This is a genomic window from Pseudomonas sp. DD1 (assembly GCF_044510355.1).
Classification (GTDB): Bacteria; Pseudomonadota; Gammaproteobacteria; order Pseudomonadales; family Pseudomonadaceae; genus Aquipseudomonas; species Aquipseudomonas shahriarae.
This window is the reverse complement of record NZ_MSAJ01000037.1, coordinates 182,610-203,758: the sequence shown is the minus strand read 5'-3', so window position 1 is coordinate 203,758 and position 21,149 is coordinate 182,610. Positions and strand designations below refer to the sequence as shown.

General features: G+C 61.6%; 14 protein-coding genes, 1 pseudogene and 1 riboswitch. Of the genes and pseudogenes, 8 read left to right on the top strand and 7 right to left on the bottom strand.

From position 1 onward, the window contains the following. Positions 1-247 precede the first annotated feature (247 nt). The 5 genes from PSFL_RS24055 to PSFL_RS24035 all read left to right on the top strand — a co-directional run bounded on the left by PSFL_RS24055 (position 248) and on the right by PSFL_RS24035 (position 7,787). Positions 248-1,585 (top strand): lysine N(6)-hydroxylase/L-ornithine N(5)-oxygenase family protein, encoded by a 1,338-nt coding sequence (locus PSFL_RS24055; protein WP_057439138.1) that lies wholly within the window; start codon positions 248-250, stop codon positions 1,583-1,585. Positions 1,586-1,908: 323 nt separating this feature from the next. Further along, on the top strand, positions 1,909-2,625 hold the full coding sequence (locus PSFL_RS24050) for an MgtC/SapB family protein (RefSeq protein WP_057444753.1): 717 nt from the start codon (positions 1,909-1,911) through the stop codon (positions 2,623-2,625). Positions 2,626-2,951: 326 nt separating this feature from the next. Further along, complete coding sequence (locus PSFL_RS24045; protein ID WP_057439085.1) at positions 2,952-3,578, top strand: response regulator transcription factor; 627 nt, start codon at positions 2,952-2,954, stop codon at positions 3,576-3,578. Position 3,579: 1 nt separating this feature from the next. Further along, entirely contained in the window at positions 3,580-7,218 is a 3,639-nt protein-coding gene (locus PSFL_RS24040; protein WP_397470567.1) for a transporter substrate-binding domain-containing protein, read from the top strand. 134 nt (positions 7,219-7,352) lie between these two features. After that, a complete protein-coding gene (locus tag PSFL_RS24035) occupies positions 7,353-7,787 on the top strand; it encodes a chemotaxis protein CheY (RefSeq protein ID WP_120732520.1) in 435 nt (144 codons plus the stop codon). A 1-nt stretch (position 7,788) separates the two neighbouring features. Here PSFL_RS24035 and dkgB read toward each other — a convergent pair whose 3' ends face one another. From dkgB to PSFL_RS24010, 5 genes are all read right to left on the bottom strand, one after another. Further along, a complete protein-coding gene (gene dkgB / locus PSFL_RS24030; RefSeq protein ID WP_057959183.1) occupies positions 7,789-8,592 on the bottom strand; it encodes a 2,5-didehydrogluconate reductase DkgB in 804 nt (267 codons plus the stop codon). Positions 8,593-8,706: 114 nt separating this feature from the next. Continuing rightward, complete coding sequence (locus PSFL_RS24025) at positions 8,707-9,621, bottom strand: ABC transporter substrate-binding protein (protein ID WP_397470566.1); 915 nt, start codon at positions 9,619-9,621, stop codon at positions 8,707-8,709. After that, positions 9,618-9,977: a ferredoxin gene (locus PSFL_RS24020; protein ID WP_057439082.1), complete on the bottom strand. Its 360-nt coding sequence runs from the start codon at positions 9,975-9,977 to the stop codon at positions 9,618-9,620. Before PSFL_RS24020 ends, PSFL_RS24025 begins: the two co-directional genes overlap by 4 nt. Continuing rightward, the gene (locus PSFL_RS24015) at positions 9,977-11,917 is read right to left on the bottom strand and encodes a TonB-dependent receptor plug domain-containing protein (protein WP_397470565.1); all 1,941 of its coding nucleotides are present in this window, start codon (positions 11,915-11,917) and stop codon (positions 9,977-9,979) included. The genes PSFL_RS24020 and PSFL_RS24015 overlap by 1 nt, the downstream gene beginning before the upstream one ends. Positions 11,918-12,007: 90 nt before the next feature. Further along, positions 12,008-12,213: riboswitch (cobalamin riboswitch) on the bottom strand. 66 nt (positions 12,214-12,279) lie between these two features. Next, entirely contained in the window at positions 12,280-16,560 is a 4,281-nt protein-coding gene (locus PSFL_RS24010) for a hypothetical protein (RefSeq protein ID WP_397470564.1), read from the bottom strand. Between the two features lie 341 nt (positions 16,561-16,901). Between PSFL_RS24010 and PSFL_RS24005 the strand changes: the two genes are divergently transcribed. Next, on the top strand, positions 16,902-17,468 hold the full coding sequence (locus PSFL_RS24005) for a histidine phosphatase family protein (RefSeq protein ID WP_169960946.1): 567 nt from the start codon (positions 16,902-16,904) through the stop codon (positions 17,466-17,468). Positions 17,469-17,515: 47 nt separating this feature from the next. Then, a complete protein-coding gene (gene cobF / locus PSFL_RS24000) occupies positions 17,516-18,274 on the top strand; it encodes a precorrin-6A synthase (deacetylating) (protein ID WP_115127943.1) in 759 nt (252 codons plus the stop codon). A gap of 135 nt (positions 18,275-18,409) precedes the next feature. On the opposite strand, the gene PSFL_RS23995 is transcribed toward cobF, so the two are convergent. Then, entirely contained in the window at positions 18,410-18,994 is a 585-nt protein-coding gene (locus tag PSFL_RS23995; RefSeq protein WP_057439079.1) for a hypothetical protein, read from the bottom strand. Positions 18,995-19,067: 73 nt separating this feature from the next. Beyond that, positions 19,068-20,876, bottom strand: a complete 1,809-nt coding sequence (locus tag PSFL_RS23990; RefSeq protein ID WP_057959191.1) for a monovalent cation:proton antiporter-2 (CPA2) family protein — start codon at positions 20,874-20,876, stop codon at positions 19,068-19,070. Positions 20,877-20,916: 40 nt separating this feature from the next. Between PSFL_RS23990 and PSFL_RS23985 the strand changes: the two are divergent. Next, a pseudogene (locus PSFL_RS23985) lies at positions 20,917-21,135 on the top strand (helix-turn-helix domain-containing protein); the annotation flags it as partial. Between the last annotated feature and the right edge of the window lie 14 nt (positions 21,136-21,149).

Sequence of the window (21,149 nt, the reverse complement as noted above, 5' to 3'; positions counted from 1 at the left end):
CGCCAGTATTCGAGCGCGTTTACCAGTCTGTTTAAAGCCACATGAGAATAATTCTAAGTTAGATGACTTCAAACTGCCATTACTGGATTGCCACAGCCGTCGCCGCCACGCCTGCCCGGACGAATCCTGCACCGGGCTTAAATTTTTTTTCATTGTCCTCGTTTCCTATCAACACATGGCCTGTTGTTCAGCAGGTCGCCCAGGCTTTCCGCCCCACTGCCATGGGGCTTATCCAGAGGACACTGGAATGACACAGGCAATTGCATCGCCCGCGGTTCACGACCTGATCGGTATTGGTTTCGGTCCTTCGAACCTGGCGCTGGCCATCGCCCTGCAAGAGCGCGAGAAAGCCCAGGGCAAGCTCGATGTGCTGTTTCTCGACAAGCAGGCCGACTACCGCTGGCACGGCAATACCCTGGTGAGCCAGAGCGAGCTGCAGATTTCCTTCCTCAAGGACCTGGTGACCCTGCGCAACCCCACCAGCCCTTATTCCTTCGTCAACTACCTCAAGGTCCATGGGCGTCTGGTGGACTTCATCAACCTGGGCACGTTCTACCCGTGCCGCATGGAGTACAACGACTACCTGCGCTGGGTCGCCGGGCAATTTACCGCGCAGAGCCGCTATGGCGAGGAAGTGCTGGCCATCGAGCCGATCCTGCATCAGCAGCAGGTCGAGGCGCTGCGGGTGATCTCCCGTGATGCCCAGGGCGAGCAACTGGTACGCACCGCGCGCTCGGTGGTGGTCAGCGCCGGTGGTACGCCACGGATTCCCGAGGCGTTCAAGGCGCTCAAGGACGATGGGCGGGTGTTCCACCATTCCCAGTACCTGGCGCGCATGGCCCAGCAGCCGTGTGTCGAGGGCAAGCCGATGCGCATTGCAATCATCGGTGGCGGGCAGAGCGCGGCCGAGGCGTTTATTGATCTGAATGACAGCTTCCCCTCGGTGCAGGTGGATATCATCCTGCGCGGTTCGGCCCTCAAGCCTGCCGACGACAGCCCGTTCGTCAATGAAGTGTTCTCCCCGGAGTTCACCGACCTGGTGTTCCAGCAGCCCAGCAGCGAGCGCGAGCGCCTGGTCAACGAGTACCACAACACCAACTATTCGGTGGTGGACCTGGACCTGATCGAGCGCATCTACGGGATTTTCTACCGCCAGAAAGTCTCCGGCATCGCCCGTCACGCCTTCCGCACCCTGACCACCGTGGAAAAAGCCAGCGCCGGGCCCCTGGGCATCGAGTTGCTGGTGCGCCATAACGCCACCGGTGAGACGGTGCTCAATCACTACGATGCGGTGGTCCTGGCCACCGGCTATGAGCGCCAGATGCATCGCCAGTTGCTGGCGCCGCTCGAGGCCTATATGGGTGACTTTGAAGTGAACCGCGACTACCGCGTGGTCACCGACGAGCGTTGCAAGGCGGGTATCTACATGCAGGGCTTCAGCCAGGCCAGCCATGGTTTGAGCGATACCTTGCTGTCGATCCTGCCGATTCGCGCCGACGAGATTGCCGCGTCGCTGCATGAACATGATCGCAGCCGCGGCCAGGACCGTTCGGTGCGTGACGTGCTGCTGGCCACCGCGAGCTGATACCGGCTGCCGGTCGCTCCCGCGCCTGCGGGGGCGACCCTGGCTGAACCCTTGCTGAAGAACCCGCCGATTCGCCGCGCTGTCACTTTCCTCCTGCAGACTGCAGGCGTAAGCTGCGCCGGTTTTCAACCATAGCGCAGACCTTCGTGAACAGACTTTCGAGTGACAGTTGTCGACCAGGCTTGGCCAGCTGACGCGCATCTCCATGCCGTTGCCTCGCCGATCAAGCGAGAAGCGGCCTTTCGGTAGCGAACCGTCCTGGTTCCTGCCTGATCCCCCTTTTTTCGACGCTGATTCTGCGGGCAATCAAAGGGAGATTTACCATGCAAGCCCTCAACAATATCAATCTGGATTCCTTGATCGACACCGTGGTCAGCCTCAGTGCGGCCTTTATCCTGGGTGGGCTGATTGGCTTTGAGCGTCAGTTCCGCCAGCGCACGGCGGGGCTGCGCACCAATGTGCTGGTGGCGGTGGGGGCGGCGATCTTTGTCGACATGGCCAACCGCCTGGCCGGGGCCGAAGGGGCCGTGCGGGTAGTGGCGTATGTGGTGTCCGGGATTGGCTTTCTCGGCGCCGGGGTGATCATGCGCGAGGAGGGCAACGTACGCGGGCTCAATACCGCCGCGACGCTGTGGACTTCTGCCGCCGTGGGCGCCTGCGCCGGTGCCGACCTGATCCTCGAGGCGTTCCTGGGCACCTGTTTTGTGCTGGCGGCCAACACCTTGCTGCGGCCGATCGTCAACAACATCAACCGCCAGCCCCTGGACGTGGTGTCGGCGGAGGTCACCAATATCCTCTACGTGATTGCGCGGCGTGCCCAGCAGCAGGCGGTAATGGCTTTGCTGGAGTCGGAACTGGCGCGCTGTAACTACCCGGCCAGCGATGTCGATGTGCGGCCCTTTGGCAGTGAGGAAGTGGAGATCGAGGCCACCCTGGCGGCCAACTCGGTCGATGGTGACGAACTGGATGCCCTGGTGGCGCGGATCTCCCAGTCGACCCTGGTGGTGCAAGCCTTCTGGAGTCCCAGCACCACTGATTGACAATCCCTCTCTGTTCGGCTGGAAAAGCTGCCCCCCGTCATGGGGGGCGGTTTTTTTCGGTGATTTTGACTACGCTTTAGTGAGGATTAATCCTACATGTGCGCCGGATTTTCCCTTCGGGCGAAACATCATTCCGTTGTTAATGTTGAGCCGTTGCACCTAACCAAATTCCGTTGAAACGTTCTGTGTAGACAGTACCGCTGGTCGGAACTGGTACTTCTCACAGGTACAGGGGTTTCGTGTGATGTGTAAGGGTATTGGCGCCCTGAAATGAGTGGTCGCCAATGAAGCAACTAAACAGTCGTGGTGTTCTGCCAGGGAGTCGCATGAGCAAAGCGCTAATTGTGGATGATCATCCGTTCATTCGTGCAACCGTCAAGTACCTGTTGCGCCAGGAGGGCTTCGAGAAGATTTTCGAGGCTGCCAATGGTGCCGATGCATTACAGATTGCCAGGGAGGAACGGCCAGACCTGGTCATTCTCGACCTGGCCATGCCCAAGCTGGGCGGGCTGGAAGTGATCAGCCGGATCAAGGCCTTGGGCCTACCCTGCAAGATACTGGTCCTGACCTCCTATCTGGCGGTGTTTTTTTCGACGCGTTGCATGCGGGCCGGGGCGATGGGGTTTGTCGCGAAAACCGGCGAGCTGGATGAGCTACAAAAAGCCATCAAGGCCGTCATGTCCAACTACAGCTGCTTCCCCAGCCTGCCCACCAGTTCCGTACGCAAGGACGACTTGCAAACCACGGAACAGCAACTGGTAGAAGCGCTCTCTGACCGGGAGTTGATGGTGCTACAGAAGCTGGCACTGGGTTTGGGCAACAATGAAATCGCCAAGGACATGCTGTTGAGTCACAAGACCATCAGTACTTATAAAACCCGGTTGAAGGAGAAACTGCGTATGTCTTCGGTGGTGCACTTATCCAAGTTCGCCCAGCGTAATCATCTGATCTGACATGTCGAGATCTCTGGGGAAATGGCTCACCGCACTCTGGCTGGTGGGTCTGGCGCTCACCGTCAGTGTGGCTCAGGGTGAGCCACACCCACTGACTCTGGTGGGGCATTCCACCCTTGACACACTGCAAGTGAACCTGGATGAGGCGGACTGGCGCTGGCTGCGCGAACGCCGCACGTTGGTGATGGGGGTTTCCGCTCCCGACTATGTCCCCTTCGATGTGACGGGCAGCAACGGCGAACTGGAGGGGATCACCGCTGATTATGCGGCGCTGCTCGCTAAGCTATTCGGTATCCCGATCCAGGTGCAGTGTTACGAGCACCGGGATCAACTCATCGCAGCCCTTAAACGCGGCGAGGTGGACTTTGTAGGCACGGCTAATGGCTACGAGGCGGCGGACCCTCAGTTGGCGCTTTCGCGCTCGTACGCCAACGACCAGCCAACCCTGGTGACGCGTATTGATGACAGTCAGGCGCTGAGTGCCGATCTCGACGGTAAACGCCTGGCCATGCTCTCCCACTACATGCAGCCTGAGGTGGTTGCGGCCTTTTATCCCAATGCCTCCTTGCAGACCTACCCGTCGACTTTCGAGGCGATTGGGGCCGTGGCCTTTAGCCAGGCGGATGTCTATCTGGGCGATGCAATCAGCACCAACTATCTGATTAACAAGAACAACCTCAACAACGTGCGGATGGCGGACTTTTCCAGCTTGGAGGTCAACCCTTTCGCGTTCGCGCTTGCCCGGGACAATATCCGGCTGCTGAACATCATCAATGCGGCACTGGCGGTGATTCCGGCCAATGAACAGATGGAGATCCTGCGCCGCTGGAGTGCCGGTAATCTGGGGATCGTTGGTCGTGAACGCCTGCGTCTGAGCGACAGTGAGCAGCGCTGGCTGGACAAGCATCCAAGGGTCAGGGTGACGGCACTGGACAAGTTCCTGCCGTTGTCGTTTTTCAATGATCGAGGGCAATTCCGGGGCTTGAGTGCCGATGTCCTGGCCCAGATCAGCCTGCGTACGGGCTTGAAGTTCGATGTGGTGCGCGCAGGTTCGTTGCCCCGTCAAATCCAGCAGGTCAGCGATGGCGAGGCAGAGATGATCGCGCTCATCACACCGAGTACGACCCGCGAGGAAAAGGTCCGTTTTTCCCGGCCCTATTTGAGCAACCCATTCGTGCTGATCACGCGTGACGATGGCAGCAGTCCGGTCACCCTCGACGATATGGCGGGCAAGCGCCTGGCGGTCATTGGCAGTAGCGTGCAGCGGGAAATCATCAGCCGCGACTACCCCAATATTGTGTTGGTGGACGTGGAGAACTCCGCACAGGGCATGGCTTTAGTCGCCAACGCGGGTGTCGATGCCTCGGTCAACGCACTGATCATTGCGCGCTACATGATTGCCCATCAATACCGTGACCGCCTGCGCATCACCAGTACGGTGGGCTCGCAGCCGGCGCGAATCGCCTTTGGCGTGGGGCGCGGCCAATTGGAGTTGTATTCGATCCTGGACAAGGCGTTATTGAGCATTACCCCCCAGGAGATGGATGAGTTGACCAACCGTTGGCGCAGCGAGTTGTTGATCGATGACAGCTATTGGCTACGCCACCGCAACACGATTATCCAGGGCTTCTTCCTGGCCGCCGTGTTGTTGCTGATCACCCTGGGCTGGGCCATTTACCTGCGCAGCCTGATCCGCAAACGTGCCCAGGCCGAGCGCGCCCTGAGCGACCAGATGCGCTTTATGAGCGTGCTGATCGACGGTACGCCGCACCCGATCTACGTGCGTGATCGCCTGGGGCGGTTGATGGCCTGTAACAGCGCCTATCTCAATGTTTTCGGCTTCCGCCTCGAAGACGTGATCGGTAAGACCGTGATGGAGACCGACACGGGGAACCAACCCCAGGCCCAGTCCTACCATGAAGACTACTTGCGCTTGATGGAGCGCGGCGAACCGCAGATTCACGACCGGGTACTCAAGGTGCCCGGCGGCGCGACCCTGACCATTTATCACTGGATGCTGCCGTACCGCGACGGGGACGAAAGGGTCGTGGGCATGATTGCCGGCTGGGTCGATGTCAGCGAGCGCCAGCGTTTGCTGGGGCAGTTGCAGGAGGCCAAGGAAGGGGCCGACGCCGCCAACCGCGCCAAGACCACCTTCCTGGCGACCATGAGCCATGAGATCCGCACGCCGATGAATGCGGTGATCGGCATGATCGAACTGGCCTTGAAAAATGCCGAGCAAGGGCGTATCGACCATGACGCCCTGGCAGTGGCTTCCGACGCTTCGCGCGGCATGCTGGAGTTGATCGGCGATATTCTCGACATCGCGCGGATTGAATCCGGCCACTTGTCCCTGACCCTGGAGCCGTCGAACCTGCGCGAGCTGCTGGCTTCGGTGGGGCGAATCTTCGAAGGGCTGGCGCGCACCAAGGGCCTGGTGTTGCAGGTGGAGCTGGACCCGCTGGTCGATCGCTACGTGTTGATTGATCCGCTGCGCTTCAAGCAGGTGGTCTCTAACCTGTTGAGCAATGCCATCAAGTTCACCGCCCAGGGCCATGTGCGCTTGAGTGCCAGTGGCTCGCCGGCAGTTGCCAATGGTTACCTGAGCCTGCGGCTGGTGATAGAAGACAGCGGCATCGGGATCAGCGTCGAGGACCAGATGCGCCTGTTCAACCCGTTTATTCAAGGGCGTAACACTGACCAGTCGGCGCGCAGTGGCTCAGGGCTTGGGTTGGTGATCAGTCGCAGCCTGTGCGAAATGATGGGTGGCCAGCTGAAATTGAGCAGCGTGCTGGGCCAGGGCACACGGGTCGAGGTCACACTGCCATTGGCGGTGGCCACCTCGGCCAGCGTACCGTCCGAACCGGTTGCCCTGGAGGCGCCGCCAGCTCATGCGTTGAATATCCTGGTGGTGGACGACTACCCCGCCAACCGTCAATTGCTGACCCGCCAACTGAGTTTCCTGGTGCACCGGATCACTACCGCCAACGATGGTGTGCAGGGCCTGGAGCGTTGGCAGACCGAGCGTTTTGACGGGGTGATCACCGACTGCAACATGCCGCTGAAAAATGGCTATGAGCTGGCCCGAGACATCCGTGCCGATGAGCGGGCCCGCGGCTTGGCCCCTTGCCTGTTGCTGGGGTTTACCGCCAATGCACAGCCGGAGGAAACCGAGCGTTGCCTGGCGGCGGGGATGGACGGCTGCCTGTTCAAACCCACCGGGCTTGAGGATCTGCATGCCGCACTGGCTTCTCGCACGGCCATGCCTTCGGTCAATGAGCCGGTGCAGGCGGACCCGGTCAAGGCCCTCGACTTGAGCCGCTTGTTGAAGCTGACCGGCTCCGACACGGGGGCCGTCAAGGAGCTGCTGGCACAACTGCTCGACAGCCTTGCTGCAGACCGTACGCAACTTCAGGCATTGCTTGAAAAGCACGCCTACGCCCAGCTACACGACCTGGCCCACAGGACCAAGGGCGGGGCGCGTCTGGTCGAGGCGCAGACCTTGGTGAACCACTGCGAAGCGCTGGAAGCGGCCTGTGAACAGCGCGATCCCGAGGCGCTGGTTTGCGCAGTGGCGGCTGTGCAAGAGGCCATTGATCAATTGCATCAAGCCCTGACGGATTACTGCAACCAGGCATAGAGGCGGGTCCGGCGCAGGGAATTTGGGAGAACTCCTACGTGTAGAGGGAACTACGCTGATTTTTCCGTCGAAATATGTCTGGAAAAGTAGGCCGCTCCTTCCTTCCGCGAGCGATGCCTGCTCAGGGACTTGCGATGCCAACCAAAGCACTGACCATCCTGATTGCCGATGAACGGCACCTGCAACGGTTGCACATCGAAAAAATGCTCAACCAACTGGGCTATTACCGGATCGTCCCGGTGCAGACCTTCGATGAAGTGCTGATCCTGACGGATATCCCGGCTGAGCCATTTGACGTGTTGATTATCCATGCCGGCCTGGCCGCCGCCGCGGGCGGCGCATTGGCGTTCCAGCAGCAACATCCGCAGGTGCGCCATGTGCTGGTGTATGACGACCAGGACCTGGGGCCGCCTGCTTGCGTGGTGCCCCTGGCCCTGGTGCGTTTGCCGGGAGCGCCCGACAGCATCACCCTGGAACACTTTATGGACATCGTCGACCCGCCGTCACCAGCCAGTGGCTTGCGGGTCTTGCCCTGGCTGCGGGAGCTGGCGCGCAACCCGGCGGTTTAGCTCAGTCCCACTGCGGCGCAATACCCTTTGGGCTGGTCAGGCGATGGCCGCGCTCGAGGCCCTCGATTTGCGCCATATCGGCTTGGCTCAACGTCAGTTGTACAGCCTTGAGGTTGCTCTGCAGGTTGGCGCGCTGGGTCGAGGACGGAATCACCGCATACCCCAGCTGCATGGCCCAGGCCAGGGCGACCTGTGCCGGTGTGGCCTGGTGGCGTGTGGCGATTGCCTGGATCACCGGGTCTTTCAGCACTTCGCCGTAGGCCAGGGTCATGTAGGACGTAATCTGGATACCGTGACGCGTGGCGAAATCCACCACCTTACGGTTTTGCAGGTAGGGGTGCAGCTCGATCTGGTGGGTGGCGATGTTCTCGGCACCGACGGCGGCGATGGCTTCTTCCATCAGCGCCACGGTGAAGTTGGAGATGCCGATCTGCCGGGTCAGGCCCAGGCGCTTGGCTTCCAGCAACTGCCCCATGAACTCGGCGACGGGTACCTGGTTTTCTGGCGACGGCCAATGGATCAGGGTTAGGTCCAAGTAGTCGGTCTGGAGCTTGCGCAGGCTTTCCTTGAGGCTGGGGATCAACTGGCCTTCGGCAAAATTGGCGATCCAGATCTTGCTGGTGATGAACAGTTCATCGCGGGGGATACCGCTGGCAGCGATGGCTTGGCCGACCTCGGCTTCATTGTCGTAGATCTGCGCGGTGTCGATGACTCGGTAGCCGAGATCGAGGCCGGTGCTGACAGAATCGATGACCACCTGGCCCTGCAGGCGGAAAGTGCCAAGGCCGAATGCGGGAATAGACATGAGTAACTCCTGTTGTGGCATGGACAATGGCGTTGAGTATCGGCTGCCGGCGCCAGGTGAAACACCCATGCTTGTTCAAATGACTCTTGACCAGAAGTCATGAGTGGCCCGCGCCTACAAGGTGTTGAGCTCGTGGGCCAACTCCAGCACCACTTTGCCGCTGCCGACAGTGGGCACCAGGTGCGTAAACGGGATATCGATCATGCGGTTTTCCCGCACCGCCCGCAGGCGCGACAGCACCGGGTCGCGGGTCAGCAACTGGCGTTTGCGGCTGGCAGGGGACCACACGGCGTCGGCCAGCAGGATCACATCCGGATCGCTCATCAATAATGTCTCACTGCTGACCGTGACCCGGTACTGGTTGATCCCAGCCAATATATTGTGCGCTCCGGCAGCCGCCAGCAGGGTGGTGACGAAACCTTGCCGTCCTTCGCTGTCCAGGCCGTTGACTTCACTGTCGAGGTAAAACACCGACAGCGGCTTGGCGGGCTTGGCCAATGCCTGGGCGCTGGCCAGGTCGGCGTCCAGGGCGTCAATCAGCTCGCGGGCCCGCTGCGGTGTATGCAGCAGCTTGCCCAGGGTCAGCAGGTCATTGCGAATGTGCCCGAAGTAATCCAGGGAATGCCCGGCACACGCCGATTCCAGCAGATACGAAGCCACGCCATTACCCGCCAGCCCGGTGCGTGAAGTAATGCCGCTGCCAAAAGCCGTGGCAAAGCCGCCCACTACCAGGTCCGGCTGTTGCCCGTACAGCACCTCGCTGGCCGGGTAGCGCGGAGCAATCACCGGCACAGCGAAATATGTGCTCTGCTTATGCGCGGCGCCGTTGTCATCCAGGTACGCCACGCCCACCAGCGCCGGGCCGGCCTCCAGGGCCAGTAGCATATCGGCGGCGTGCTGGTTGAGGGCGACAATCCGCGCCGGCGGCGTATGGGACAGGTGCCACTCCTGTTGGCAATTGCGATAACTGTCCGCCAGGGCCGAGGCGCTGCACACCAGGGCGATGGCAAATCCTCCCAAGCGTTTCATGGGCGCTCCCGGATCAATAACTCTTCGAGCACCTCGCCGCCCACCAGGTGCACATCCACCAGGCGTACGGCATCGGCCTTGCTGCGCACTCCGTACCAGCAGCGCTCCGGGTACACCGTGAGCACCGGCCCCAGGTTGCAGGGGAACTGGCAATGGGTGCGGGTCAGCAGCACGCCGCCGGGCACTTCGATGTGCTGGTGTTCCAGCAGCCGTCGGCGCAGGGTTTTCCAGATCTGCAGGGCGCCGCGCTGGGTGCAGCGCGGGCCGGTGCACAGCAGCACATGGCGGGCATGCTCGGGGATATGGGACCAGTCGGGGTGGCTGTCCACCCCGTCGATTTGTGTGATTTCAGTCATCAGAAGCGATACGTGTAACGCACCTCCGTGGTGAACGGTCGGCCCAGGTTGTCGACATTGCTGGAGCGGCTGGTGACATAGTCGCGGTCGAACAGGTTCTCTACCAGCAGGCTCACGCGGTGTTGGTGGGCGTTGTCGAGGTAGCGGTAGGCATCGGCGTCCACCACCGAATAGTGGCCGTATTCGACTCTTTTCGAGCTGATCACATCGTGGATATAGCGGATGGCCGCGCCGGCGCCCCACAGGCGATTCTGCGACTCGAAACCCACCCGTGAACGGGCGAAGAAGCTTGGCACATCATTGAGAGTGACGCCGGCGCGCGACTCGGTCAGGTTGCGGGTCATGTCCGCCTGCAGGCTCCACTGGTGGTTGAGCGCCAGCTTGGCGTCGGCCTCGAAGCCGCGCACCTGGATCTGCCCCTGGCCGTTGACCCAGTGGCTATCGTCGAGGGTGATCAGGTCGGTGATCTTGCGCTTGAACAGGGTCACGCTGGCGCTGAACTCGCGGTCGGCCAGCAGGCCCTTGTAGTCCAGGCCCAGCTCGGCGTTGCGGCTTTTTTCCGGCTTGAGGTTACGGTTACCGATCTCGTCGCCGGGTTCATTGACAAACAATTGCTCGGCATTCGGCAGCTTGTAGGCGCTGCCGTACTGGCCGCGCAGGGCCCAGTTGGCATTGAGGTCGTAGAGCGAGGTGAGCATGCCGACCGTGGCACTGTCGCCGCCGCTCATGGTTTCGTGGCGCAGGCCGATGCTCGGGTGCCAGTCGGGCAGGGCGTCGATCTGCGGGCGCAGTTGGCTGTACAGGGCGTGGGCTTCGGCCTTGTTGTTGTCGATGATCAGTACATCGTCCTGGCCCTTGAACCACTGGTTGTCGGAGCCGAACACCAGCACATGGCCGCCTTCAAGCTCAGCCTTGCCTTCGGCTTGCACGCCCCAGTCGGTGAACCCCCAGTAGTCATCGCGGTTACGCACCACGGTGCCACCGTCGGCGGTGTTGTTGACCCGCGAGTAACGCGTGTCCCAATCGTTGATATGGCCCTTGACGAAGTAGCTCAGCCGCTCATTGAGGCGTTGCTCGTAGGTCGCCGTGGCGATCTGTTGCACGCGGTCGTTGGTGGTCTTGCGGTTGTTGGTGGCGCCGGCGAAGTCCAGGTTGGCGTCGGAGTACTGGTAGAACAGCTCCAGGCGCGAATCATCGCCCAGGGACTGGATGGCCTTGGCGCCGAAGGTGGTGACTTCGTAGGAGCGTTTCTTGTCGCTGACGTTGCTCATGTCACGGTTGCGAAACGGCTGGTAACCCTCGGACACGTTGTGGCTGACGTACGCCAGCAGGCCCAGGTCGCCCAGGCCGTTAGTGAAAATCCGCTCGGCCCGGGCATCGCCGGTGGTGCCGCCAAAGGTATCGACGCCCATGTTGGTTTCGCCGGACACGTCACGGGTCTGCGGGCTGCGCGTGACGATATTGATCACACCCGCCACCGCCTGGGTACCGAACAACAGGCTCTGGCCGCCCTTGAGCACTTCGATGCGCTCCACGGCGTTGGCTGGCAAGGTGTCCAGGTACAGGCCGCCGTACAGGCGGTTGTTCAGGCGCACGCCATCGAGCAGGATCAGGGTGTCGTCATTGCGCCCGCCCAGCAGGGAATAGGTGCCGTAGTCGAAGGGGCCGTTTTTCGGCGCAACGTAAAAGCCGGGAATAAACATCTGCATCGCCCGGGTGATATCGGCGCTGGGGCCGGCGCGTTCGATCTGTTCGCGGCTGACAATCTCGACTTTGCTGCCGTACTGGGCCATATCGGCCACGGTGGTGGATTCCACCGACGGCGCAGAGACGATCTGCTGGTTGAGCACCAGGGCTGTGTCATCGGCGAGCAGCAGCGGGCTGAACAGGCAACCCAGGAGCAGGGTCGGGCCAGAGGTAGAGGAACGTTGGAAAATCATAGTCTTCTCGAAAGTATCTTCGCAGAAGCACGCAGGAGAAGGCACCGGGCACACACCGATACCGGCCCATGCCCGCCCACCGCAGGATTATGCCAAACAGAAATTCCAGGCCGGTCTCCGGGCTCTCGCGTATCGAACCCTTCACCTTCCCATGGCGCTCTGGCCACAGTGGTGTGTCGAAGGGGTCACGCGAATACCGTTGCGGGGGCAGCACCGGACTTGCTCGAATGAGCGTACCGGTTTCCCGTTTCACCCTATGCACGGCGGCATAAGGCACCTGAAACAGGGCGGCATCTGAACATTCGCAGGCCCTTTCGTCAATCTGGCGCAGCGATTGTGCAGTGCCGCCAGTGTGCTGATGCTCAGCGGCTTGCCGCGGTGGCGCCGGTGCGGGGCGGGAAATACACGGGGTAGTAGGAGAAGAGCACATATTCGAGCGGGTTGCGGATCAGGGAAATACCCGTGCGGTCCTTGACCGTGTCCACGCTGTCGTATTGGGCGTAGGTGTCACTCACCAGTTTTGGGCCTTTCTGCGCCCCATGCATCTGGATGCCGGTCTTGAACTCGGCGGTGACCAGCTCGGGGCTCGGGGTCACGGTCACGGTGCCCACGAAGGCCTTTACCGGCTTGTTGATCAGCCGCTGGAACTCGGCGGCGAAGGAGTTCTCGGCGCCATTGCCGGAGTAGCAGACAAGCAAGCGAACGTTGTCGAACTGGCTGGGATCAATGCCTTTGGCGAGCAAGTGGGCATGCAGTTGCTCGGCGGTATGCTCAGCACCGTCATACAGGATGGTCGAGCTTTTACCGGACAGTTGTTCCCTGAAGCTGAGGTCGCGACCATGAGCGTTGATGTTGAGCCGAGGTTTGCCTTTGTATTCATCTTCAAAGCTGAACAGGTTGCCTTTGATCAGTTGCATCTTTTGCATGTTGCCCTTCATCACGATCAGGCGCCGGACCTTTTCGCCATTCGGCGCCTCGATGATGCTGTTGTGGCTGCCACTGCGCAGCGCTGCCTGGGTCACCCCCGGCGTCGGTGGGGGATCGACCGGCCTGCGTGAGGAGCGTGCTCGAGAGTGGGTCACCAGCATTGCAAAGTTGAGCAGCAAATCCGCCATGGCCGTTTCTTTGTCCGGCGTGGCGTTGTCCGCCAGCGTTTGCAGGTCGCTGAGAATGCCCTGGAACTGCAGCGCCGTGCCAATGGCCGCGCCGGGGCCGCGCAGGGCCGGCAGTACCGCGTTGAGCAACAGATAGCCGCCTTCCTTGAGCGTTGCCCAGCGGCTTTCGGCGTCGGAGACAGATTGTTGTTCGGCCATGCTGATCAGACCCTGGGCATTGGCGTCGTACAGGTGGTTTATCAATTGCCCGGTTTGCAGTTTGGCCTTCAGGGCATCGGCAGCGGCATAGCCGCCCACCGCCAGTGTGGGCGCAGCGGGAACGGTTTCTCCGTCGCCCACGCCAAACAGGCTGGTGGTCTGGGTGGAGGGCTCCTTGAAACTCCATGCCTTGTAGTAGTCGCGGGTCGCGTTGTCGGGAAACCAGGCCAGGATGTCGTTTTGCAGGCGCCCCGGTTGCTGGATGGCCTCCAGCAAGGCCTGGCGGGTGGGGAATTGCAGCAGCGGTGCGTCGGCGATCAATGGGCGGTAGAGAATATGCGGGCCGCCGCTGCTGTCCTCGGGTTCGATCAGATACATGTTGTCGACCACCTCGGGTGTGGCGCCTGGCCCGGCAACGAACGCCAGCGGGCGGACGACGATCTTTTTGCCATCGACGGTCTGTGCACCGGGTTGCGGGTTGACGGCCGCCTGCACGTAGCGCAACCCTGTGGTATCGACCCCCGATTGTTTGTTAACCGCCAGATCCAGGGCCTTGATCTGCAGTTCCACGGGGACTTGCTGGGCAAACAGGGACTGGCGTTGGGCTTTTTTGACGGGATCGTCCAGCAGTTCGCGCTTGAGCAGCTCGGGGTAGCTTTTACCCACGTCGACCTTCTCGATCAGTTTCTGCAGTTCGCCATCCTTTTCCAGCTCCGGCACCCGCGTGTTACCCGGTTTGAGATAAACCTCCACGTCGCGGCTGGGCAGCCCCGACAGGTTTTTCAGGAGCACGTCGGTCATGCTCATGCGTTCGCGATGGAGGCTGCCGCTGACCACCCCACCTGGCGAGTTGCCGCCGACGGGCACCTTGAACACCACCTCCAGGTTTTTCGCCGGGTGGCTCACCGCCTTCAGTTGATCGAAAGCCTGTTCGGCAAAGGGCCGGATATCCGGGATATCGCTGTTGTAGGTCCGCCCTTTATTGCGCTGGGTGATACTCGCCAGTTGCAGGCTCAGTTCACGCAAGACAACACGTTCGGCCTCGGTGGCGTTGCTGACCCAACTGGGCATCTTGCGTGAAGGCTGATCCAGTGTGTCCAGGTTCAGCCAGCTGGGGTCGGGAGCAAGGCTGTTATCCAGACGCTGAGTGATCACCGTCTCGGCCTGGGTCTGGAAAGCATTGCCGTCGACCTTACGCAAGGTGTTGAGAAGCCGTTGTTCAGGGGCCTGCGCTTTGAGCTGTCGCTCCCGTGCCGCGTTGAACGCCGCGTAGGAGTCATAGGGGGTGACTTTGCCGCTGGGTTCGCACAGCAGCAGAATCGTGCGCTCGCCGACATGGCGCTGAATCAGCAGGTTGGCTGAAGTGGACTCTATCGCGCCCTGGTTGGGCTCTGAAATGCTGCCGAGGTTGAATACCGTCACCTCGGCACTGTCGTTGGAGCTTGGGCGCGTCGATCCGTTGGGGTAGCGCACCACCAGGTCCAGGGTTTCGCGCTGCAGATCGTCCAGGCCCGGCTGCTTGAGTGCGGCCAGTCGCAGGTTGTCCCGTAACAGGTTACTGATCAGTGTCCGGCGACTGCCGGCAAACGGGCTGAGGCTTGCACGGGTGGGGGCGCCGAAGGCGGGCTGGTCCCAATAGTTGGATACGTCGGTTGTCAACGCCTGCGCCAGTTGGCCTGGCAGCGCACGGAATGCGCTTTGGATCGCGCCCATGTCAACGGCGAGTGGGGTGTCCGGGGTGTTGCCGGTATGGGTCAGGACGTCTGGGCGGGTGTCGACCAGTTTGCTGTTGGCGGGCAAGTCGGGGACCGCACCGTCTACCAGGTATTTCAGGGCCAGCGTCGTCAGCGGCTTGCGTTTGAACTGACCCGGGTTGTCCGGGTCGGGCTGGGCCAAGTCGACCTGATTGATGTCGAAGTCCAGCCCGGGTGATGCACTCTTTATGGCGTCCGTCAGCAGCCGTCCCACGACCGCTTGCAAACCGGGCTCGCCGGCAAACTGCTGCCTGGCGATCTCGGCGGTCGGGGAGCGGCGGGGAGGGATGGTGATGGGTTTATCGGCGGCAGCTTGCTGATCGAGTTGTTGTTTGACGGCCAGTTGGTTTTGCTTGACCTCCCGTGATCGCGGGTCGTGCGCAGCGTTGGTCAACGCGCTGAAACCGTTGCGATTGAGGGCCGAGCTCTGCTTGAGCACGCCTTGCAGGCTGGGATCCGCTGGCGGCTCGCCATAGAAACTCAGAACCTGGCCCAGGCTTGCGGTTTCAACGTTGAAGCACGGTACGAGCGCCCCGGTTCCGGCACTCAGTTTTTTCGCCAGCGCCACTATGGCCGGGGCCACCTGCGCCCAGCCTGACGAGTCATCGCGCGTGAACATCTTGGGCGGCGCATCGGAGCCTTTGGGGCTGCGGACCAGCAGGTTGCCGGTGGTCGGGTCCACCCTGAGGTTGGCAACGACCAGGTTGTTTTTTTCGACGAAATCCAAAAAAGCCTCACTGGAGAGGGCTTCGTTAAATGCCTTGATTGTTTGGGCCAGTGTCGAAAGGGGCGGCAGTTCCAGAAACAGGCGTCTGGCAGGGGGCAGGGCAGCAGCGGGGCGCGTTTCTTTGCGCAGCGTCAGCAGGGCAGTCGCGGTGTTCTGCGCCAACTCCCGGTCAGCCTCATCAACCTGCGCGGACGGCGTTTGCTCAAGAGGCACTGAGGCGGGTTCTTTGGCGAGGACATCTGCGGTTTGGCGTTGCTGTTCGACGATATGTGCAGCTTGCAGGCTATTGGTGTTTGCCGGCAGGAGGGAGGGAAACGATTGCTGGGTCAGCAACTGCTCGATTGAGGCTGACCGCTGGCTTTTGGTGCTGTAGGCGTCATGGCCGTAGAAGTCGCCAATCAGCGCCAGCGGAGCACTGTGTTCCCCGGTATGCGCGAAGGAGTGCTCAGCGCTGGGTTCCAGTGCTCTTGCTGCAGCGGCAACGTCTGCGGATGCCGCTTCCCACCCGGGGGTGTATTTCGAGAAGTGGCCAGACGCACCGCGAATTTCGAAGTCCAGCGACGCTGAGCTGGGGGTCCAGGTAAAGTTTTGCGTATTGATGGTGTTGTTTTTGGCAAATGTTGCAAAAGGCTCTGCTTTCAAGGCGTCGTTGAATTTTTTCCAGGCCCTGCCGAATGTGGAGTAGGGCGGGATGTTGTTAACGGTCATTTTGCTCGGGTCGAAGTCTGCAGCAGGCTCGTTGGATGTCTCGTGAAAGGCCAGGGTCAGGGCGTACTGTTTCGCCAGTTCGCGGTCACTGTCTTGCACGAGTTGCCGGGCATTCTCCAGTTCGTGGGCAGTCACATCCACGGCGTCGCGCCGGGATCGACTTGACGAGTGGGCTGCGCCCGATTCCGGCGGGGGTTCTGCGAAGGAGCGTGTGGCATTGGAAAAACTAGGTAGGCGTGATTCGATAGAATTCATGGACACGTCCTTGGAAAAAAGGGGGGAGATGATTCTTTGAACGCAGTGATTCAGCGGCCAGGGCAATGACTGGGTGATGAGCGACGAGCATCAGTTCCGCTGCACGTTGTAAGCGCCTTCAAGTGCGATCCACAGGGGCTGGTTTACGGCGTGTGGGCGGCCTACAGTGGCGCGACTTGCCTGGATCGCTGTGACATCTAGAAATCACTTAACCCGTGGAGCTTTGTATGCCGGCCACCCGCTTGACCCTGATTGCCCACGCCAGCACCCAGGCCCGCAAACGCACGCGCTTTGCCTTGGATGAACCGTTGGAGACGGAGGGGCAGCAGATGCCGTTGGCCCAGGCAAAGCGCTTCAAGCGCGCCCCCCGTTTGCTGTGCGGCCCCGAACTGCGCACCCGGCAGACGGCCCTGCTGTTTGGCGAGCACCCGCAGGTAGACGAGGCCCTGCGCGACTGTGATTTCGGGCGATGGCGAGGGCAGCGGCTGGATGAGATAGAGCAAGCCGAACCCGAGGCTTTGCAGGCCTGGTTGACGGACAGCACGGCCGCTCCCCATGGCGGCGAATCCGTTGCGCAAGTGTGCGAACGGGTCGGGCAGTGGCTGCACACCCTGGAGCAGATCCCGGGCCATGTCGTGGCGGTGACTCACCCCTTTGTGATCCGCGCCGCGTTGCTCTACGTCATGCAAGGCCCGCTGGCGATGTTCAACCGGATAGATGTGGAGCCGTTGTCCTCCACCGAACTGCGTTTCAACGGTGTGTGGCGCCTGCGCTTGGAAACACGCGAGACCTGAGCCGCGCGAACATGGCAAAATCGCAGCCCCGCACTGAGAACCCCTTCATGAAAAAGATCCTGATCATCGGCATTGGCGCCGGCAACCCCGACTACATCACGATGCAGGCGGTGAAGGCGCTTAACCGCACCGACGTGTTTTTCCTGATGGACAAGGGCCAGAGCAAGGACAAGCTGATCGACCTGCGCCGGGAAATCTGCCAGACCTATATCGACGCCGACCGCACCTACCGCTTTGTCGAAGCCGACTGCCCCGAGCGTGTGCGTGGCGAGATCGACTACACCACGGCCGTGCAGGATCTGAATCGCGACAAGCAACAGACGTTCGAGCGCATGATCAACCAGGAAATGGCCGACGGCGAAGTGGGCGCTTTCCTGGCCTGGGGCGACCCGGCGTTGTACGACAGCACCATCCGCATCCTGCAGGCGATCCTGGCCAGTGGCGGCAGTGAGTTTGAGTTCGAGGTCATCCCCGGGATTACCAGCGTCCAGGCCCTGGCGGCCCAGCACAAAGTGCCGTTGAACCGCATTGGCCGGTCCATCGAGATCACCACCGGGCGCCGGCTCGCGGCGGGGCAGGCCAGCGATGCCGATACCCTGGTGGTGATGCTCGACGCCGAGGACTCCTACCGCAGCGTCGCGGACCAGGACCTGGAGATTTACTGGGGCGCGTACCTGGGCACGCCGGATGAAATCCTGATCAGCGGCAAGGTGGCCGAGGTGGCCGAGGAAATCGAGCGCGTGCGCAAGGCGGCGCGCCAGGCCAATGGCTGGATCATGGATACCTACCTGCTACGCAAGCCGTAGGGGGGAATGCAATAAACAAAGTGGGAGCGGGCTTGCCCGCGATGGCGGCGTGTCAGTCAGCCTATGTATTGGCTGATACACCGCGATCGCGGGCAAACCCGCTCCCACATTGGATGTGTGGTGCTTAGGGGAATGTCACTTGCCGCTGGTGATCTGCCTGACCAGCAGCCCATGCCCCGTCACATCCTCGGCCCGGGAAATGGCCTGGATCACCAGCAACCGGTTGCCGGAGCCAGCGAGGAAGGTCGAGTTCAAGGTCTTGCCGCCGCCCATGGTGGCCGTGCCATCAATCTGGCGCAGGCCCACGCCTTTGATCAGCAGTTTCTTCTGCGCCAGTTTCTTGTAGTCCGGCAGGCTGGTGCCGACGTCCTTGAGGAAACCCTCGACCGCGCTGTCGAGAAACAACGGTTCGTCGTCCTTCAAGTCGATCCCGTCATTGCGCAGGGTCTGGGCCACCACCACCACGCTTTTTGAGGCCTGGTTGATATACATCGTGCCGTTGGCGCCAGCGGTGCCCTGGGCTTGCGCGCCGGCAGGCAAGGCGTCGGCGACATAGCCCTTGGGCAGGGTGAAGGTGAATTTGCCGTCCAGGGTCGAGACGATCTGGAAGTCGTCCGGCGGCGCGGCGGCCGGCTTGGCTGCCGCGAACAGCGGGCTGGCGCCCAGGCTGACGGTCAGCGCCAGGGCCAGGCGGGTGGCGATTTTGCTGAGGGTGAGCATGAGGTCTTCCAATGGATGAACGAAATTGCGCCATATTCTGTCAGAAAATTCGCAATTTCGTTCGGATCCATCCTCAGACCTTTGCGGACTCCTCTTCGAGGCGGTCCATTTCAAACAACCGCGCCAGTTCCGCACGGGCTTCCTGGGCCGACTGCATCACCTTGGCCGCGTCGTCGTACACCGCATGCTGGGCCGCCAGCAATTGCAGGTCGTGGTGCTTGAAGCGGTTGATCCTTGCATCGGCCTGGGTCTCGCTCAGGCCCAGGCCGACCAGGGTGCGGCGGCTCATTTCCAGGCTGGAATAGAAGGTTTCGCGCACCGGTGACGCGTCCAGGTCCACCAGGCGGTGTACGTGCTGGCGGTTACGGGCGCGGGCGATGATCTTCATGTGCGGGTAGAGATTGCGCACCAGCTCGGCGGTCTTGATGTTGATTTCCGGATCATCCATGGCAATCACGAAATACTCGGCCTGGTCGACCTTGGCCGCGTGCAGGATCTCTGGGCGCTGGGGATCGCCGTAGAACACCGGCATGCCGCCGAAACTGCGGGTCAGATCGATGGTTTCCACCGAGGTGTCGAGGGCGATAAATGAAATGTTCTGCGCCCGCAGGATCCGCGCCACGATCTGCCCCATCCGGCCCATCCCGGCGATCACCACGCGCGGCGCATCGCTCTCGATCGCGCGGTATTCTTCCGGCACGTCCACCGGCTTGGTCTTGGGCCGGAACAGCTTCGGGCACAGCAGTAGCAGGAGCGGGGTGAGGGCCATGGACAGGGTGATGGTCAGCACCAGCACATCGTACAGGTGCGGGGCAAACAGGCCCTGGTCGCGGCCGATCTTGAACACCACAAAGGCAAACTCACCGCCGGCCGCCAGGACCACGCCCAGGCGCACCGCGCTCTCGCGGTTCAGCTCGCCGACCATCTGCCCGACTGCGTACAGCAGCGGCAACTTGATGGCGATCAGCAGCAGGGTCAGGCCCAGCACCACGAAGGGCGTGCTGAACAACAGGCCGATATTGGCGCCCATGCCCACGCTGATAAAGAACAACCCCAGCAGCAGGCCCTTGAACGGCTCGATCTGCGATTCCAGTTCGTGGCGGTACTCCGAGTCGGCCAGCAGCAGGCCGGCGAGGAATGCGCCGAGGGCCATGGACACGCCCACCAGCTCCATCAGCCAGGCGGTGCCGATCACCACCAGCAGCGCGGTGGCGGTGGACACTTCGCGCAGGCCGGTCTTGGCGACAATACGAAACACCGGCCGCAGCAGGTAGCGACCGCCGATGATCACCACGGCGATGCTGCCCAGTACCTGCAAACCGTGGTTCAGGTCCTGGGCGGCAGTGGTGGTGTGGTCGCTGCCGGCCAGCAGCGGCACCATGGCGATCAGCGGGATCGCCGCGATGTCCTGGAACAGCAGGATCGCAAAGGCCAGGCGCCCGTGGGGGCTGTTCAGTTCCTTGCGTTCGGCCAGGCTTTGCAGGCCGAAGGCGGTGGAGGACAGCGCCAGGCCCAGGCCCAGCACAATCGCGCTATTCCACGACTGACCAAAGGCCCAGAGCGCTACTGCACCTATCACCATCGCGGTCAGCAGCACCTGCGCCAGGCCCACGCCAAACACCGCCTTGCGCATCACCCACAGGCGTTTTGGCGACAGTTCCAGGCCGATGATGAACAGCAACAACACCACCCCCAGCTCGGAGAACTGCGCGACACTTTGCGGGTTGCCCACCAACCCCAGCACCGAGGGGCCGATGATCACACCGGCGAACAGATAGCCCAGCACCGCGCCCAATTGCAGGCGCTTGGCCAGAGGCACGGTCAGCACCGCCGCCAACAGGAAAACTACGGCCGCTTGTAACAGGTTGCCTTCATGGGGCATCGCTTACTCCAGAATCTTTGAGGCGAATCGACAGGGCGCTATTAGAGCGCGCTTTTACGCTGTTGAATCTGAATTTTTGCCAAGGCACGACGCATTGCGCCAGCGCCTGTTGAGCCAGGAAAGCCTGGCCAAGGCATTAGATATCAACCAGGCGGCGGTTTCCAAGATGGAGCGTCGTACCGATAGGTACATCAGCACCTTGCGCAACTACATCCGGGCGACGTTCCCGGACGGGCAGGTCAAGATCGACAACTTCGCCACCTGTTGTGCTGG